Genomic DNA, 16,445 nt, shown 5'->3' with positions numbered 1-16,445 from the left:
GTCGGATTTGACCTAACGCTTTTACGCTAAATGTGTTATCGATAGTGCACCGATTATTTCTCATTGCTCGAAAACTCCAATATGAAGACACTTTTCAAATTAGCGAATGCAGTAACACTGGCGCCAGCCGCTCTGTTTTTCTCCGGCTCCATGCTTGATGCGCAGCAGTTGACGCTGAAGCAAGCCGAGGCAATGCGGGCTGATGCTGAGGCAGCTTCGACCTCGCTGGATAGCATCCAGACCAGTGCGCAGTCGCCCGAAGTCAGTGAGCAGGCACAGTCAGCGAAAGACGCCGTTGGCCGTATCGGTGAGCAGCTCGACAAATACATTGATGAAGCCAAAGCTGCTGCGGGCCCTGAGGATATCTATGATAAGGGCAAAAAATACCCTGCTGCCGCGAAAGTGCGCATCTCGAGCTTTGACGTGCCGGTTAACGCGACCGAGGTCCATGTCCCGGTGACGCTTGACCGTGAAAGCCCAAACACCGTCATTGCTTATGTGCGTGTTTATGACGGCTCTGGCGGCCGCGCCAAGCCGGATAAGACAAAGTCCGTCATCTTCTATCCGGGTGACCCACTCACCAAAACCCTGAGTTTTGACGTCACGGGCATGAGTGAGGGGAGCAATGTGCGTGCGGTCCAGCCATCGGTGCCCGATGGCGCCTATCGAGCGGGTGGGGGCATCCTGATTACCGCCAAGGCCGACGCCGTCAATGAGCCAATTACGGGCGGTCGCGAAGCGACGAAGTTTGAGCCGTTGGGCAAGCTTTGCTACGATGAGACAGGCGAAACGATCCAATTCGATGATCGCGGTGGGCCGAACAGCTTTTCCACATCGCTTTCTCATGGCCGCACTCAGGTTGGCAATGGAGAAACCGGCTACTATGGCGAAGTCAAATACGGTGGCTTCCAACGGACTGGGGAAGGACTGGTGTTGTCGACGCGGAGATTGAACGCCCCCGTCAAAGTCGGTTCGCCGGCAATTGAATACCCATTTCTCGCAACGATGCTCTCGGGGCATCGCACGCCTGAAACTCAGTTCCAATATGGCAGCGTCGAGTGGGTTGTGAAGATGCCCAACCGCTTCGGCTCCTGGCCAGCGCTGTGGCTCCTGCCAACCGCTGGATGGCCGCCGGAGATCGATGTCTATGAAGGCTTTGGCTACAACGGCGAATGGAAGTTCGCTTCGGACCTCTCGACAAACCTGCACGGTGGCGACCACTTGCGTCGCACCTTTACTCGCCCGGCAATGCGGATGTCGATGGGCGTCTTTGGTCTGCCGAACACCCTGGACACGGAGTTTCATCGCTTCGCGGTGACCGTCGACGAAGAGTGGATCACCATGTTTGTGGACGACATCGAAACGATGCGTTACGCCAACCCATTTAAGGGCGAAACCTGGTATCCGCTGACGAATGTCGCGGTGAAAGCCAAAGTCGACTCCCCCTACGATCAAGGCTCTGGCGACATGGTCGTAAAGTCGATCAAAGTGTGGCGTGAGAAGTGAGCTAGCGTAACCGCCGTTTGATAGTCTCTCTGTTCGGGAGCGAGTCCCCGAAACCTGATCTTGCAGGCTAGTCGAAGCTGGCTACGATTTCGGAGCAATGAGTGACTCCGAACCCAGACTCAATTTGACCTATCGCCCACGACGTTTGCGCCGCACGGACGCCATTCGCCGCCTCGTGCGTGAGACCGAAGTGCGCGTCGACGACCTGATCCAGCCGCTGTTCGTGATCGATGGCGACGGTGTGGTTGAGCCGATTGAGTCGATGCCGGGGCAGTCACGGTTGACGATTAAAGCGCTGGTCGACGAGTGCCTGGCTTTGCGCGATGCCGGCATTCCAGCGGTGGCGGTCTTCCCGAAGCTGGACTCGTCTCTTAAGACCGCTGATGGCAAGGAAGCGCTCAATCCCGAGACGCTGGTCCTGCGGGCGGTGCGCGCAGTCAAGGCCGCAGCGCCGGAGCTGGCGATCATTACCGATGTTGCACTCGACCCCTACACGAGCCACGGCCACGATGGCGTGCTGACCGCTGATGGGCAGGACGTTGCGAACGACGCCACCGTGGAAATTCTTTGCGAAATGGCTAAGCTCAACGCTGAGGCCGGCGCAGATTTCGTGGCGCCGTCGGACATGATGGACGGCCGGGTGGGGGCCATCCGTGTCGCCCTCGACGATGCGGGCCTCAGCAACACGGCGATCATGGCGTATTCGGCCAAGTTCAACTCCGCCTACTACGGACCATTCCGTGATGCCGTGGGCAGCGCCAAGGCCGCCGGGACGAATCTGCTGGGCAAGCACACTTACCAATGCGATCCCGCGAACCGCCGCAGCGCGATCATCGAAACCGAGCTCGACGAAATGGAAGGCGCTGACGTGTTGATGGTGAAGCCTGGTGGGCCATATTTGGACATTATCCGTGAACTGCGCAACCGCACGTCCTTGCCCGTGGCGGCGTATCAGGTGAGCGGCGAGTACTCGCAAATCCATGCGGCGGCTCAATTGGGCTGGCTCGACTATGAGCGCACCCGCGACGAAAGCCTGCTGGCGATCAAGCGCGCCGGGGCCGACATGATTTTGACCTACTTTGCCAAGGAATTGGCGCTTCGGAAGTAGCTGGTCCAAAAGTGCTTGGGTGTCTCGCCCCCTCTTTTGGGCGCTGAGTATCGCGGCATAAAAAGAAGTTGTAGGAGGGGCTATACGCCCAGATGATTAGATCAGATTTACCTTTTCGCTCCAACCCTTAGGTGTTTTACGTTAAAAACCACTAGTGTTTTCTGTCAAAATGCCCATGGGGAAACTGACGCAACCCACTGGTGTTTTCCGACAGAATGCCCCAGTGTTTTTCGCCGCAACCAATCAGTGTTTTGTGTCAGAACCCACTGGTGTTTTGCGGCACAATCCTCAAGGGCATTGCGTTGAATTGCCCCAGTGGGTTGTGTTGCGATAAGACTGGTGGTTCCGCGAATGCCCGTGTCCTTAACCGGCAAATACGTCGCTCAGGCGCTGGCCGAGACCAGTCAGGCGGCGGAGGGAGTCCACATTGCGCACGGCCATGGCGTAAGCCGTTGGATCGCCGACGATGAATACCTTGCGCCGTCCACGGGTGATTGCTGTGTAGAGCAGGTTGCGCTGCAACATGACGAAGTGCTGTTTCAGCAGTGGGATGATCACGATCGGGAATTCACTGCCCTGGCTCTTGTGAATGGTGATGGCGTAGGCGAGGGACAAGTCGAGCAGCTCGGGGCGCTCGTAATCGATTTCGTTGCCTTCGAAATTTACCGCCACGGTGCCCGCCTCGGCGTTGACTGCGCTGACGCGACCGAGGTCGCCATTGAAGACGCCTTTTTCGTAGTTATTGCGGGTCTGAATGACCTTGTCGCCGACCCGATATTTGGTGGCGCCGTAGACGATGCCGCGGCTTTGCGCATTGAGCGTATTCGGCAGCTCCTCGTTCATGCGGCCAACGCCGCCCGCGCCTTTGTGCATGGGCGCGAGGACCTGGATGTCCATGAACTTGTCGGCCCAGTCAAACCAGCGTGGCAGGTAATGCTGGATCAGCGCGGTGACTTGCTTGACCGCATCTTCGGGGTCTTCGGTCGCTAGGAAATGCAGGTCTTGCTTGGGGTCGATATCCTTCACTTGGTTGACCACAAACGGGGCTCCGGCGCGCCCTTGCAGGATTGCGTGCGCAGTGGCGACGATGGCCGAGCGCGCACCTTGGCGGAAGATTTTCTCCAGTCGGGTGACGGCCATGTGTTGGTGCGGTTTGGCCTCGATGAACTGAATGATGTCGCTGAGCACTGCGCCGGCGCCCACTGATGGCAACTGATGGATGTCGCCCACAAGCAGCAAATGCGCGGAGTCGGGCAGGGCGCGCAAGAGTGACGAGGCCAGCCGCGAGTCCAGCATCGAGCTTTCATCGACGATCATGAACTCCGTTTTCAGCTTGTTATCGTCGGTGTGGAGAAAGCCGCCCGCCTCGTGGTCAAACTTCAGGAGTCGGTGAATGGTCATCGCAAACGCGCCCGTGCTTTCGGACATGCGCTGGGCGGCGCGACCAGTGGGCGCCGCCAGGGTCAGGCGAACTTTCTTGGCTTTCAGGATTTCCACCAACGCGCGCAGGATAGTGGTTTTACCAGTGCCCGGACCGCCGGTGAGGATACTGACCTTGCAGCGCAGGCCCGCGCGAACGGCATCAGCCTGTTCCGGCGCAAATTTGAAGCCTGCCTTGTCCTGCGCCCAGTCGACGGCTTTGTCGATGATGATGGGGGGGAGGGCGGATTGGGCTTCAGCTAGGTCAGCGATGACCTGCGCAATGGCCACCTCCGAACGGCGCAGCGCGGGGAGCTGAATGAACGCTTCGCCATCGATGCCCTCGGTCGCGACCAGATGCGAGTTTTCGGTCAGCGCCTTGACGCGCGGCGAGATCAAGTCCTCAACGACGTCCAGCATCTCGGAGGCCTTCTTGACCAGATCGGAAACGGGATAGCCCGTGTGGCCGTCGACCTCCAGTTCCTGCAGGGCGAACAGCAGCCCGGCGTCGATGCGCTGCGGACTCTCGTTCGAGTAGCCCAGGTTCACGGCAATGCGGTCGGCGGTCTTAAAGCCAATGCCGGGCACCTCGCGGGCGACCCGGTAGGGCTCGTTTTGCAGAATGGTCTTGGCGGCGTTGCCATACTGGCGGATCAGCCGCAGACAGAGATTGGTTCCCACGCCATAGGTCTGCAAAAAAGTCATGACATCTCGGAGCGCGGCCTGCTCGTCCCAGGCTTTTTTGATTTCCTTGGCGCGCTTGGGGCCAACGCCAGGTATCTCACGCAGGCGGCCAGACTCTTCCGAAATGACGCGCAGCGTGTCCGCGCCGAACTTGGCGACGATTTTCTTGGCGAACTTCGGACCGACTTTGGGGATTTGCCCGCTGCCCAAGTATTTCTCGATGCCATAAACCGAGGCCGGGAGTTGCGAGGTGAACTCCTTGATCTTGAACTGTTTACCGTGGGTTGCATGGGTGGTCCAGTCTCCCGTCAGCTTGAGCGTTTCACCACACTGCACGCCGGGGAGATTGCCCAGCACGGTGATGGGGCCACGGTGGTCGCTGGCCTTCACTTCGCCAATGGTGAAGTGGTTCTCCTCGTTGTGGAAAACGATGCGATCAAGAACGCCTGTGAGGGTATCTGCCATGAAGTTGAAACACGCACTGAAAACTATTTTTGGCGATTCGCCAACCAGCTTTCCCGCGTAATGCCGAGTTCGTTCTCCTCGACCCACTGGCCGCGCTTTTGGAAGCCCTGTGGCAGGTATTGCCGGAATGACATGCCGTTTTTGCGCATGACGGCTTCGCTGGCTTTATTCCAGAGCGCGTGGCGGGCGATGATGTCACGGGCGTCGAGTTCCAGAAACCCGAATGCGATCAGCCGCGCGGCGGCCTCGGTCATGTAGCCCCGATTCTGTCTTTCTGGGTGCGTCCAGAAACCCAGGTTCCAAACTTCGGGGGTTGCTTCACGCCGAATGGCGATTCGGCCGATAAAGCCGTCATCCGAGGAGTCAATGATTGAGAAGCAGAACGCCTCGCCGCTTACCCATGCGGCGCGCATGCTTTCAAAGATCGGCAGCAGCTCATCCGCATGCTTGGGAGGCTCCCAAAGCATGCCGTCGGTGAAGCCCGGATACTGCGCTGCCGAAATAGTGTGGCGCCGGTCGTCCAGTGTAGGGATGCGGTAGCGACAACGGCGCGACTCAAGGATCAGGGATTCGGGAAAGTGCTTCATGGATTCTGGACATAAAAAAGGCCGCTCGAAGTGAGCGGCCCTTCAAAAGAAGTGTTGGAAGCAAGGACTACTTGCCGCTCGGGAATTGGATTGCGCCGTGGTTGGCGGATTCAGCCTCTACGCCAATGCTGTTGAAGCGTTCGAGGATGTCGGCCTCCATTTGCTGGGGGGACATGCCGTTGGCGGCGCGCAGTTCTTCCACCGTGCTGCCATGACCAACGAATTTGTCCGGCCAGCCAATGCGCACGACAGGTGTGCTGAGGCCTTCGTCTTGAAGTTCTTCCAGAACCGCGCTGCCGAAGCCGCCCTTGAGGACGTTTTCTTCGATCGTCGCGATCATGCGGCACTTCTTGGCATGCTCAAACAGGAGTTCCGTGTCGATTGGCTTGGCGAAGCGGGCGTTGACCACGCCAACGTGCAGGCCTTGCTCGGCGGAAATCTTGTTCGCGAGCTTGAGTGCGTCGTGAACCATTGGCCCGAGGGCCCAAATCATGATGTCGTCGCCGTCGCGAAGAAGCTCGGCTTTACCGATTTCGACTGCTTCTGGCTCTTCTTTCATTTTCACGCCAACGCCGTTACCGCGCGGGTAGCGGATGAAGGTGGCGCCCTTGTAATCGATGCCAGTCTTCATCATATCCACCAGCTCATCTTCGTCCTTTGGCGCCATGATGACGGCGCGGGGAACGCAGCGGAGATAGGAGACATCGAAAAGTCCGTGGTGCGTGGGGCCGTCATTCGGTGACAGGCCAGCGCGGTCCATGCAGAACATCACGTCGAGGTCCTGGAGGGCCACGTCGTGGATGATACAGTCGTAGGCGCGCTGGAGGAAGGTCGAGTAAATCGCAACAACCGGCTTGATGTCGCTGGTGGCGAGGCCGGCGGCAAACAACACGGCGTGCTCTTCGGCGATGCCGACGTCGAAATACTGGCCAGGAACTTCATCGCGGAGGTATTTCATCCCCGTGCCGGACGGCATGGCGCCGGTGATGCCAACCACGCGCTTGTCCTTCTTGGCGAAGTCGACCAATGCGCGGCCGAATACATCCTGATACTGCGGCGGCTTGCCGGGCTTACTGGGCTTGGATTGGCCGGTCTGCGGGCAGAACGGGCTGGTGCCGTGGAATTTCTCTGGATTGTTCAGGGCGGCTTCGAAGCCCTTGCCCTTGGTGGTCAACACGTGGAGGATGACCGGCTCTTCGCACTCCTTGGCGAAAGTCATGTACTGGTCAAGCAGCTCCTGGTCGTGGCCGTCAATCGGGCCAATGTAGCGCAAGCCGTACTTCTCAAAGAGCGAAGATTCCTGATTGCTGAAAAAGTCCTTGGTCTCGGCCTTCACCTTTTTGCCGATGTGGCGCAGGCGGTTGCCGCCGGGAACGGATTCCAGGAAGCTCTCCAGGTCGTTGTGCAGGCGGTTGTAGACCGGGTTTGTGATCAGCTCGTTCAAGTAGCTGGGGATCGCGCCGACGTTCGGGGCGATGGACCACTTGTTGTCATTCAGGATGACGATCAGCTTCTTGGTGGAGGTCTTGATGTTGTTGAGCGCCTCCATCGTGATGCCGCAGGTGAGGGCGGCGTCACCGAGTAGGGCGACGACATGCTCATCGCTGCCGCGCAGGTCACGGGCGGTGGCCATGCCCAAGGCGGCGGAAAGCGCGGTGCCCGCGTGGCCAGCGCCGTAGCAGTCGTGGTCGCTTTCATCACGGGTCAGGAAGCCGGAGAGGCCGCCGGATGAGCGAATTTTCTTAAACTCGTCGCCATAACGACCGGTGAGCAATTTATGCACATACCCCTGGTGCGCGACATCGAAGACGAAGCGGTCCTTGGGGGTTGAAAAATGACGGTGCAGGGCGATCGTCAATTCCACAACGCCGAGATTGGGGCCGATGTGGCCACCGTTGTCGGATGTCACCTGAATGATTTCCTGGCGAATTTCTTCGGCCAATTGTGGCAATTGATCCGGATTGAGCGCCTTGACGTCATCCGGGCCCTTGATGCGCGGGAGTAATTCCATATTAGCAGTCACCATTTACAGAACTCAAGAATCGGAGGCGTCCGTTAGGTTAAGCGAAGCGGCCTCGTTCTGTTTCCGTAATTGTTCAATTTTCAGTTCAGCGTTAGTTAGTTTGCGATTACAGTTTTGAAATAGGTTACTACCTTCTTCGTATTTTTCAACGAGTTCGGCAAGAGGAATATCCCCTTCTTCCAGGGAGTCGATGAGAACCTCCAGACGCTCCATGGCGTTCTCGAATGAAATCTCCTCATCTTTTTTGGCGCTCTTACCCATTTGATCACTCTTCAGCGATTAGCAAAACACGTGCCCGATGAAAGCATTTGTTTCAAGCGTAAAATTGTCAGACGATTTTGAGTTATTACTGGCAACGACCGTATTGATAACCCAATTCCTTGAGATATCCGGCGACTTCCCGACGTAAAAACTCGATGTTTTCAGGCGAATAGCGCCACTGCCAATTCCCTTGAGCGGCGCCGGGCGTGTTGAGTCGGGCGTCACTGCCGAGATTCAATAAATCTTGCACCGTGATGACCGCCAGACGCGCGGGAGAGCGGAAACAGGCGCGTATGAAGTCCCATTGGGGCGATTCATCGCCAATGCCGAAGTAGCGGCGAACGTGTTCGCGGACATGGTCTCCCTCCGACCAATACCAGCCGAGGGTCGTGTCGTTGTCGTGTGTGCCGGCGTAGACGACGCTGTTTTTCTCGTGGTTGTGCGGCAGGTAATCGTTGGAAGCATCGCCGCCAAAGGCGAATTGTAGGATCGCCATGCCCGGGAGGCCGGTTTTCGCGCGTAGCACGTGCACGCCGTCGCTGAGGTCGCCGAGATCTTCTGCGATGAGCAGGGCTTCCGGGAGCTCCTCCTTGACCTTGTTAAAGAATTCAAAGCCTGGGCCGGGTTTCCATTCTCCGGTGCGTGCATCGGCCGCAGTCGCGGGAATAGACCAGTAGTCGTGGAATCCGCGGAAATGGTCGATGCGGACGACGTCATACAGCGTGAAATTAGCCTTCAGCCGGGCGATCCACCAGTCGTAGTCGCGTTTTTTGAGCGTATCCCAGTCAAAGAGCGGATTGCCCCAAAGTTGGCCTAGTTCGGAGAAGTAGTCCGGTGGCACGCCAGCGACAGCCTTGGGCTTGCCGTCCTTGGTCATTTGGAAGATTTCCAAGGAGGACCAGGTGTCGGCGCTGTCAAACGCCACAAAGATCGGCACGTCGCCAATGATTTTTACACCTTTGCTGTTGGCGTATTGGCGAAGCAGCTTCCACTGGCCGAAAAAGAGGTATTGGTAGAACTTTTCGGCGGAAATGGCGGCTTCGAGCTTCTTCGGAAGATCGGACTCAAGCCACTGCTCGTAGGAGCGGTATTTCTTGGCCCACTGGAACCAAGGCTTGCCCTTGAAGTGGTCCTTCGTTGCGCGGTAGGCCGCATAGGGGTCCAGCCAATGGGCATGTTCTGTGATGAAGCTCTTGTAGTTGCCGTAACCGTCGAGGCTGGGAGCACCGTCTTTGGCGAAGCGCTTCGCGGCCTTGGCGAGCAAGGGCCAGAATGCCTCGTAAAGGCCGCCATAGTCGACATGATCATGTGGCAATTCGCGCAGCGGCGCGAGATCCTCTTCCTTTAACAGGCCAAACGAGACAATCGGATCGAGATCGATCAGGTAGGGGTTGCCGGCAAATGCGGAGAAACACTGGTAGGGCGAGTCGCCAAAGCCGGTTGGGCCCAGCGGGCAAATTTGCCAGTAGCCGAAACCGCCTTCGGCCAAGAAATCGACAAAATGGTAGGCAGCCGGGCCGAAATTGCCGATGCCGTGGCCTGAGGGTAGGGAGGTGGGGTGGAGCAGTATGCCGGAAGCACGCGAGTCGAGCCAATTGAAGAGAGAACTAGACATGATGTTTTAAACGAAGCCCCGGATAACAAGGCACGTGGCCAGTTGCAGCAAGCCGTAAATCCAGTTTCGGATTAATACTTTACGCGTGGAACTTTCTGTGGAAAATAGCGGTTAATAAGTTTCTATGAAGTTTTCCTTCACCAACATTAGCCTTGTCCTCCTTTTGGTCTCGATGCCTGTAATCATGCGGGCGAATCTGGAAGAAGCGCGCGAGAGCATGTTGACGAATTCCCCCTTCCAGAAATGGGAGCCGCCTGCGCCTAAAGTGACACCGCCTCCCGCACCCGTTGCGCCCAGTGGCGCCCTTAGTCGTGAAGTGGTTTTCAAGGGCACGATGCGCATTGGCGAGAACCGCTTTTTCAACCTGTTTGACAAGGTTGAAAACCGGAGCGTGCTCATGGAAATGGACGATAACAGTAAAGGCGCGCGCTTCACCGTGGTAAGCTTCAATGACTCCGGTGATCGTTCAGTCACCTTGCGCTCAACCAGCGGGATGCAGGAAACCATTTACCTAGCGAAGACGGATGGCGTTTCGATTCCGACTGCGACTGCTGCTCCAGTGAATAGCCAGGTGCCTGCGCAATTAAGACCTGAGAATAATCGTGTGATCAATCGCTCGGCGTCGACGCCCAACACGGAGCGCCGTCGTCGCGTCATCCCACGTCGCATTAACACGCAAAACGGCGAGTAAAATAGCTGGTCAAAACCGCTCCAGGGCAACTGACAAGGCCGCTGTGGCGCAAAAGCACTCGGTTCGAGCTTTGGGACCAGATTGGAAGTTCGCTACGTTGGCATCCAATCTTATCCCCACCTGATTCAGCCAACTTGATAAGGCCTATCAACCGAATAAGACTTACGCCATCAAGGAAGTCTTATTCAGTTGAAATCTTAAGCCTGCGTTGAGAGAGCTCTGCTTAATGTGCCTATGCAGCTAGGTCGGATGTTAAAGCAGGCCAGACAAGCCCGGGCGCGCATTCAGTTCCTGTAGGGCGGCGTTTACTCGATCCAGATCCTCGTCTAGAAAGCCGCGAAATGGCGAGGCCATGTGTCGTCCACAAATGCCCTGTAATTCCAGTGCTCCCTTGATGCCTTTGATGATGCTTGAGCCATGCTTGCCAATCGTGAACAAACGGCTGGAAATTTCCATCACCTCGCGTTGTAACGCTTCGGCTTCGGCGATTTTACCTTCGGCCATATAATTGTAGATCGCCACGTAGACCCGGGGGAATGCATTAGCGCCACCGTTGATGCCTCCATTGCCGCCAGCGAGAAGAGACTCGGCAAGTAATTCTTCCGGGCCGATCAACAACGTTAAATCCCGATCGCCAATTAGGCGCTTCACCTTCTTGTAGTAAAACAAGTCGCCAGAGCTGTCTTTGAGGCCGAGGCAATTCTTCATTGAAAAGCCCAGCTCAACGACGTCTAACGGCAGTGAAACCTTGGTCAGGGCGGGCATGTTATAGAGGAAGAAGGGCAGGCTTATGCTTTCAGCCATATCCCTAACGAAGTCGTGCAGCTCGGGGGCGCCGGGGATGAAATAGTAAGGGGGAGTGAAGGCGACGGCGCTTGCTCCCGCCTTCGCTGAGTGTTCCGCCAACGAAATGGATTCGGCGTAAGCCGTGTCACTGATGCTAACGATTACTGGAATGCGTCCGGCGACCTTTTCAGTAACGAAATCGATGTAATCGCGGCGATGCGCATAGCTTAGATTCGGGCCTTCTCCGGTAGTGCCGAGGATGAAGAGGCCGTGGACTCCTCCGGCAATAACGTGCTCGATTAAGCGGCTGGCGCCTGAAAAGTCCAGCGATCCGTCTGCGTTGAGTGGAGTAACTAATGGTGGGATGATTCCGTGGATGTTCATTGTGTGTTTTCCAAATTTGTAATTATTCGACGCTCATCAGAGCAGCGTAAGCCAATTGATCTTCGTAGAGACGATGAAAGACCTGATATTTAGCACCGTGATATGCCTTGGATTCAGTCGATGGCTGGATCTCAGCGCCAGGGCGGGACATGGCAGACATCGCAAGCTTGAGTGAGTCGTATTCGCCTGCGGCGACCGCCCCCAACATGGCGCTCCCGAGAATCACCGCTTCTTGCTCTTTCGGTAGCAAAATTCGACACTGTGTTATGTCTGCGTGCTGTTGAAGGAATATGGGGTTTTTTGTGCCGCCTCCACAGCAAATAAGCGTGTCGATACGGTAGCCGCTTTCATTCTTGGCTTCAATAATATGACGTGTGCCATAGGCAATGGCCTGAATGGTTGCTAGGTATATTCGCGCTAGATCATCGAGAGTCGCCGACAAGCCAAGCCCTGAAACCATGCCGACCAAGTGCGGGTTTGCGCGCGGCGATCGGTTGCCCAGAAAGTAGGGGCACACGTGCAAGTCACGTGTTAGTTCGTGCATCGGACCACCGTTAGCCAGTGATTCGAGCCGATTGTTTAACACTTCATAAGGCGTGATGCCGGACTCCCGCGAAGCACTGAGCATCTGCTCGGTGGCGCCATGGTTAAAAATAATGTGGTCGACCAGGGCGCCTGTCGCTGATTGGCCACCCTCGTTTAGCCAAAGCCCTGGAACCATCGCGGAATAGTAAGGGCCCCAGACGCCAGTGATTGAACGTTGGTTCGGTGAAACCGACATGTGGCAAGAAGACGTGCCGCCAATCAGCGCAAGTCGATGTTCCAACTGGTCGGTTTCGGCGGATTCCTCGGCCATGCCAATCATGCCAATTCCGCCTGCGTGTGCATCGATAATCGAAACGCCGACAGCTGTGCCAGGTAGCAATCCCAGCTCTTTAGCTGCCTGCGCTGACAAGCCTTCACCTACGGGTTCGCCCATTGGGCGAACCTGTGCGCCAATGCGCGCATAGGATTCTTCCACGAGATCGCTGAGCTCAATTGCATTGAAGAAGTCGTCACACCAGCCGCTGCCACCAGCTTCAACTTCGTGCGCCAAGTAGGTCCACTTGCATGTCATTGAGCAAAGAGAGCGGGTGAAACAACCAGTGGCACGGTAGGTGAGGAAATCCGGCAGGTCGAAAAAGTGAGCTGTGCGACTCCATGTTTGAGGAAGGTTACGCTTGAGCCAGAGGAGCTTGGGAGTCTGCATTTCAGGCGAGATTTTTCCACCCACAAAATCAAAAATGGGGAAATCGCCTGCGCCATTTACGAACTCTGTTTCCTTGAGTGCCCGGTGATCCATCCAAACGATTACGTTCTGCGCATCATCGCCGTTGGTGCTGACTGTTACTGGCGCTCCAGATTGGTCCAGGGCCACCAGGGAGCAAGTTGCGTCAAAGCCAATTCCCTTTACTGCTGCGGGGGCAATGCCGGACTCTCGCATGATGACCTGTATGCATGCGACAACCGAGCTCCAGATGTCATCGGAAGACTGCTCTACATGGTTGGTTTGTGGCCGCCACGTTTGGATGGGGCAGCTATGGGTAGCCAAGCGCACGCCCTGTGCGTCAAATAGACCGGCACGTGCGCTGCCCGTACCTACATCCACGCCGATAAAGTAGTTCATGCCTAGATAGTAGTTGAAATAGCCGTCAGTGAATATACCATAATGCGTCTAATTTGAGACATATTACGCAAAGTCGCATTGCATTATTACTGGGCTCTGATCTGGGTTACAGTCGTCGAGTCTTATCGGGAGTATTGGGTTATGCAGAAGCTCATCGCTTGCCTTGGTTCTTTCACCAAGCTCCACCGGACATGCGCGTGATGCCCGCACTTGAGCATTGGAGACCCGATGGCGTCATTGTTCATCTGGCCGAACGTGAACTCGCAAACCGTCTCCCGTTTTTGAATATTCCGTTGATTTCGGTTACGGACACCATTCGCTCACACGCGATTCCAACGGTCGACGTGGACAATGAGGCAGTTGGTAAAATAGCAGCTGAGGTTTTCCTCAGCCAAGGTCTGCGCTCTTTTGCTTACTATGGCAGCAGTAAAGCGTCTTTTTCATTAAACCGCGAACAAGGCTTCCATCGAAGATTAAAGGAAGCTGGGTATACTTCGGTAAAGCTTCACGCGAATTTTCTGCCACAGTCGCCTTACACAGAGAACTGGGAACTCGAAGATCGGCATGTCGAGCGATGGCTTAAGGCTCTGCCCAAGCCGGTTGGCATCTTGGCCTCGAATGATATACCAGCCCGTGCATTATGTGAACTGTGCCGTCGGGCGAACATTCGTGTGCCAACTGAGGCGGCGATTCTCGGCGTCGACAACGATCTCGCCATTTGCCGCATGAGTCGGCCGACGCTTTCCAGTGTAGATATTCCGGCGGAAACCATTGGCCGAACCGCTGCGCAGCAACTGGCCAACTGGCTTGAGGAGAAGGAGCGTCCGCCAGCGTTCACTGCACTTCCCCCTTTGCAAATCATTAATCGAAATTCTACTGACGCCGATGCGACTGATGATGAAATTGTGCAGAAGGCATTGGGCTTTATTGCGAAAAATGCGATGAGCGACCTCAACGTTGAGGCTGTCTGCAAGGCTATTGGCGAATCTCGCCGCAAAGTGGAGCGACAGTTCAAGCGCTCATTGTCGGTCACTATTTTGGAGCGCATTCACCAAGAGCAGATGGTGCATGCAAAGCGTCTATTGCTGGAAACCGAATTGCCTATTGGCATGATTGCTGAGCGCTGTGGTTTTAATAACCAGCGACGATTCAATCGCATCTTCCAGCAACATCAGAAACTGACGCCTTCTGCGTATCGAATACTGCGCTAACGGAATAGACCTTCACACGCCACGCCTCGCGTGAGCTTTTGCCATCGAATCTTGTGAATGGCGAAGCGAAATGGCGCTTTCTGCGCTATGAACCAACTCTGTCTCCAAAAATCGCAAATCGATTTCGAGTCCCAGCCTTCACACCACTCTCTGAATGGTGCGCGTATTTTGAGAATATGACGGGGCGCATGCAAGCATGCGCCCCGTCAAGCAGCAATAGAGGTGGTAAATGCTTGCTAACTTTTGCTTGGGCGACGGCGAATCACCAAGGCAGCAAAACTTGCAAATCCTGCCAGCAATGCGTAGACGCCGGGTTCGGGGACGACCGTAGGCGTTACGGTTCCTGCCAGATCAGCGGTGAAGGTGATGGGGCCAAAAGCGGTCACTTCCGTTTCATTAATTTGATAGGAGAAATCCAAACCTGCAATGGTCAGGTTCCCGTTCCACTCGCTTTCACCAGTGCCAAAGACATCGAGTACAAAGGCAGTATCCAGATCGAGGTCGATGGAAGTTAAAACACCATTGGTGAATGTCACCGTGTCGCCAGCATCGAGTGCCCCAAAAGTAATGCTTCCAGTATAATTGAAGAACCAAAGCCCTAGAGCGTAGTCCGAGATATCACTGATTACGGTAGGTGCTGAATCAGGTGAAGAGCTTGTCCGGTTGGGGTCGGCGGTCCAGAATGCACTCAGGTCGATATCAGTGATCGCCGTCGTTTCAACTCCACTGCCAGTGATGGCGCCTGCGTCATAGCTTAGGAACCCCACTTCAAAATTTTCCTCGCGGGGAAATACATCGATATCAGAGCCTAACTGAGTGGGGGTAGAGCTTCCGCGTTCATTGATGTTATATCCGCCGTCAGCATCGCCAGTGTTCGCTCCGACAGTGCCAAGTGAGCCGTCACCCAGATTGATCTGGGCAAAGGAGCCTGTTCCTTCAGCTTCGGAGATATAGCTATTACCGTTCATTACGGTATTCAGGTTGATGACTTGCGCATAACTGGATACTGCGATTACACAGCTGGCGCAAAATACTAAACTAGTTCGCTTTTTCATATGTAAACCCGAGATCATGTAATTAGGCGTTTTTCCGACGGCGGATCACGATTGCGCCTGCCAAGACCACAAGTCCGGCGATCATGGCATAAGTTGATGGCTCAGGCACAACACTGACTTCGCCCTCACGATTAAAGAGCATATTAAGATTGTTAAAAATGAATATGCTTTGGGTGTCGACCACATCAAAGGCGTAGCTGGTCTCAGTCGCACTGAAAGTCCCTGTAAATTCAGCGGAGAGGGCGCTGCTGAATGCGGTCGTGGCCGCCACGGAAAGGTCTCCTTCTATGTCCATTGAGTCGAGCTCGCCATCCACGAAGGTCAGTCCTGCACCAGTCACATTGGCAATGGAAATGTTGTAGTAAATTTGTGCATTTCCTGCTCCAGAGCCATCGTTGTATACAGTGTATATTGGCGAAAATGGAGAAATGTATTCCGGGGCTCCGGTGACTTCAAAAGGGCCACCATCGCCGGTGGTGAAGCCATCCCACTGGTAGATGTCGAAATCGAAAGTCAGATCTCCCACGCCAATGGTTTCCGTGCCGACGCCAGTCAGAACACTTTCATCGAAAATGATATGGCCGGCACTCATAGTAGAGGCATTGGCCTGTGTCGTGGTTAAATTATTAATGGTGAGAGGGGTGCCGCCATAGAAGTTCGTGCTGATGCCACTGTAGTCGTTGGTGGTGTCCAGTGGAGAGGTAATGATCGCGATGTAGTTCCCTTCATTATAATAACCCGCTGGCGCTTGGTAATTCGGGTAGTCTGGTAAACCATTATGGCTGGGGCTTGGATTACCAGATCCATCCAGTCCCTCAATGCCGTTTTGAGACGATGACGATTTAAAATTGGTCAATGCCAGGTAGCCGTTAGCCGGACCGCCGAGGTCGACGTAGCTCAATGCGGATGCGGTAGTTGCCAGTGCCGCTGAAGCGGCAAGTGTGTAGATTGCTTTCATGTTCTTTTCTTGTTAGGTCTCTGCTT

13 protein-coding genes are annotated in these 16,445 nt (G+C 55.5%); 4 read left to right on the top strand and 9 right to left on the bottom strand.

Annotated elements, in window-relative coordinates; translation table 11 throughout:
• Window positions 1-81: 81 nt before the first annotated feature.
• Complete coding sequence (locus RBB63_RS01460; RefSeq protein ID WP_309380372.1) at window positions 82-1,506, top strand: glycoside hydrolase family 16 protein; 1,425 nt, start codon at window positions 82-84, stop codon at window positions 1,504-1,506.
• A 97-nt stretch (window positions 1,507-1,603) separates the two neighbouring features.
• Window positions 1,604-2,614: a porphobilinogen synthase gene (hemB, locus tag RBB63_RS01455; protein ID WP_309380370.1), complete on the top strand. Its 1,011-nt coding sequence runs from the start codon at window positions 1,604-1,606 to the stop codon at window positions 2,612-2,614.
• 363 nt (window positions 2,615-2,977) lie between these two features.
• On the opposite strand, the gene recD2 is transcribed toward hemB, so the two are convergent.
• From recD2 to malQ, 5 genes are all read right to left on the bottom strand, one after another.
• The gene (gene recD2 / locus RBB63_RS01450; protein ID WP_309380368.1) at window positions 2,978-5,182 is read right to left on the bottom strand and encodes an SF1B family DNA helicase RecD2; all 2,205 of its coding nucleotides are present in this window, start codon (window positions 5,180-5,182) and stop codon (window positions 2,978-2,980) included.
• 23 nt (window positions 5,183-5,205) lie between these two features.
• A complete protein-coding gene (locus RBB63_RS01445) occupies window positions 5,206-5,769 on the bottom strand; it encodes a GNAT family N-acetyltransferase (protein WP_309380366.1) in 564 nt (187 codons plus the stop codon).
• Between the two features lie 67 nt (window positions 5,770-5,836).
• Entirely contained in the window at window positions 5,837-7,780 is a 1,944-nt protein-coding gene (gene dxs, locus RBB63_RS01440) for a 1-deoxy-D-xylulose-5-phosphate synthase (protein WP_309380364.1), read from the bottom strand.
• A 24-nt stretch (window positions 7,781-7,804) separates the two neighbouring features.
• Window positions 7,805-8,053 (bottom strand): exodeoxyribonuclease VII small subunit, encoded by a 249-nt coding sequence (gene xseB / locus RBB63_RS01435; protein WP_309380363.1) that lies wholly within the window; start codon window positions 8,051-8,053, stop codon window positions 7,805-7,807.
• 85 nt (window positions 8,054-8,138) lie between these two features.
• A complete protein-coding gene (gene malQ / locus RBB63_RS01430) occupies window positions 8,139-9,668 on the bottom strand; it encodes a 4-alpha-glucanotransferase (RefSeq protein ID WP_309380361.1) in 1,530 nt (509 codons plus the stop codon).
• 124 nt (window positions 9,669-9,792) lie between these two features.
• Between malQ and RBB63_RS01425 the strand changes: the two genes are divergently transcribed.
• Complete coding sequence (locus tag RBB63_RS01425) at window positions 9,793-10,359, top strand: hypothetical protein (protein WP_309380359.1); 567 nt, start codon at window positions 9,793-9,795, stop codon at window positions 10,357-10,359.
• A 252-nt stretch (window positions 10,360-10,611) separates the two neighbouring features.
• On the opposite strand, the gene RBB63_RS01420 is transcribed toward RBB63_RS01425, so the two are convergent.
• Entirely contained in the window at window positions 10,612-11,529 is a 918-nt protein-coding gene (locus RBB63_RS01420) for a dihydrodipicolinate synthase family protein (protein WP_309380357.1), read from the bottom strand.
• A gap of 22 nt (window positions 11,530-11,551) precedes the next feature.
• Window positions 11,552-13,195 carry an FGGY-family carbohydrate kinase gene (locus RBB63_RS01415; protein WP_309380355.1) on the bottom strand — a complete coding sequence of 548 codons (1,644 nt, stop codon included), beginning with the start codon at window positions 13,193-13,195 and terminating at the stop codon, window positions 11,552-11,554.
• Window positions 13,196-13,395: 200 nt separating this feature from the next.
• Here RBB63_RS01415 and RBB63_RS01410 point away from each other — a divergent pair, with 200 nt between their 5' ends.
• Window positions 13,396-14,406, top strand: coding sequence for a XylR family transcriptional regulator (locus RBB63_RS01410; protein ID WP_309380353.1), 1,011 nt, complete (start codon window positions 13,396-13,398; stop codon window positions 14,404-14,406).
• A gap of 236 nt (window positions 14,407-14,642) precedes the next feature.
• Here the strand turns inward: RBB63_RS01410 and RBB63_RS01405 are convergent, their stop codons facing one another.
• Both RBB63_RS01405 and RBB63_RS01400 read right to left on the bottom strand, forming a co-directional pair.
• On the bottom strand, window positions 14,643-15,374 hold the full coding sequence (locus RBB63_RS01405) for a hypothetical protein (RefSeq protein WP_309380351.1): 732 nt from the start codon (window positions 15,372-15,374) through the stop codon (window positions 14,643-14,645).
• Between the two features lie 109 nt (window positions 15,375-15,483).
• Window positions 15,484-16,419, bottom strand: a complete 936-nt coding sequence (locus RBB63_RS01400) for a PEP-CTERM sorting domain-containing protein (protein ID WP_309380349.1) — start codon at window positions 16,417-16,419, stop codon at window positions 15,484-15,486.
• Between the last annotated feature and the right edge of the window lie 26 nt (window positions 16,420-16,445).

Source organism: Cerasicoccus frondis, assembly GCA_031296915.1.
GTDB classification, from domain to species: domain Bacteria; phylum Verrucomicrobiota; class Verrucomicrobiia; order Opitutales; family Cerasicoccaceae; genus Cerasicoccus; species Cerasicoccus frondis.
The sequence above is the reverse complement of the archived record's forward strand: the minus strand, read 5'-3'. Positions and strand labels throughout refer to the sequence as shown.